This window comes from Streptomyces sp. 13-12-16, assembly GCF_002114215.1.
Lineage (GTDB): Bacteria > Actinomycetota > Actinomycetes > Streptomycetales > Streptomycetaceae > Streptomyces.
On the sequence record NZ_NCTE01000892.1, the window covers coordinates 1 to 1,591 of the forward strand.

At 71.2% G+C, this 1,591-nt stretch carries 1 protein-coding gene and 1 pseudogene; both read left to right on the plus strand.

The annotated features are described in order from the left end of the window. Positions 1-259 (plus strand): annotated as a pseudogene (locus B7767_RS31360) (serine hydroxymethyltransferase); the annotation flags it as partial. A 138-nt stretch (positions 260-397) separates the two neighbouring features. Next, on the plus strand, positions 398-1,591 hold a 1,194-nt coding region (locus B7767_RS31365), incomplete at its 3' end, for an MraY family glycosyltransferase (RefSeq protein WP_085575089.1).

A 1,591-nucleotide genomic window follows, 5' to 3' on the forward strand; every position in this document is an offset into this window, starting at 1 on the left:
GCTCGGCGTCGACGGACGCACGGCGCGCGGCCGGCTCGCGGCGGCCGGGCTCGTCCTGGACTGCTGCGCTCTTCCGCACGACGACGACCGCGGGCTGCGCCTGGGCACGGCGGCGGTGACCACGCAGGGCATGGGGGCGAGGGAGATGACGTTCGTCGCGGGGCTGCTGGCGAGCGTCCTGCGGGGCGGCACCGAGCCCGCGCGGGCCCGGGAGGACGTACGGGAACTGGCCGCGGCGTTCCCGCCGTACCCCCGCTGAGCGGGCCGGTTCCGGGGTGGGCGGCACGGACGCACAGTCACGCGTGCAACCATCGTCGCTACCCGGAAGTCCCCACTCATATGCGTGCCTCGCTAGGGTGTGGGGCTGTGATGGCCAGCGAGACCTGTGGGGAAGCCCGTGCGTGAATACCTGCTGACGCTCTGCATCACGGCCGCGGTGACGTACCTGCTGACAGGGCCGGTACGGAAGTTCGCGATCGTGGCGGGGGCGATGCCGGAGATCCGGGCACGTGACGTGCACCGGGAACCCACTCCGCGGCTCGGCGGTATCGCCATGTTCTTCGGCCTGTGCGCGGGCCTGCTGACCGCCGACCACCTCACCAACCTGGGCCAGCTCTTCGAGAAGTCCAACGAGCCGCGGGCGCTGCTCTCCGGGGCCGCGCTGATCTGGCTGATCGGTGTGCTGGACGACAAGTTCGAGATCGACGCGCTGATCAAGCTGGGCGGTCAGATGATCGCCGCGGGCGTGATGGTCATGCAGGGTCTGACGATCCTGTGGCTGCCCATCCCGGGCGTCGGCACGGTCGCGCTGACCCAGTGGCAGGGCACCCTGCTCACGGTGGCGCTGGTCGTCATCACCATCAACGCGGTCAACTTCGTGGACGGCCTCGACGGCCTCGCCGCCGGCATGGTGTGCATCGCGGCGGCCGCGTTCTTCATGTACGCCTACCGCATCTGGTACTCGTACGGCATCGAGGCCGCCGCCCCCGCGACGCTGTTCGCGGCCATCCTGATGGGCATGTGCCTGGGCTTCCTGCCGCACAACATGCACCCCGCGCGGATCTTCATGGGCGACTCGGGCTCGATGCTGATCGGTCTGGTCCTGGCGGCGGGCGCGATCTCCATCACGGGGCAGGTGGACCCGGACAGCCTGTTCGGCGGGTCCGAGCGCAGCACGGTGCACCAGATGGTGCCGGTCTACATCCCGCTGGTGATGCCGCTGACGATCATCGCGATCCCGGCCGCCGACCTGATCCTGGCGATCGTGCGGCGCACCTGGCGCGGCCAGTCGCCGTTCGCGGCGGACCGGGGGCACCTGCACCACCGGCTGCTGGAGATCGGCCACTCGCACAGCCGGGCGGTGCTGATCATGTACTTCTGGTCGGCGCTGATCGCCTTCGGCGCGCTGACCTACTCCGTGAACTCGGCGTCGATGTGGATCGTGCTGGGCGTCGTCGTCCTCTCCACGCTCGGCCTCGTCCTGCTCCTGCTGCCCCGCTTCAGGCCGCGCGCCCCGCGCTGGGCGGAGGCCTTCGTCCCGCCGCGCTACCGGCGCCGCCGGACGGCCCCGGCCGCCGCCCCGGACGCGTCG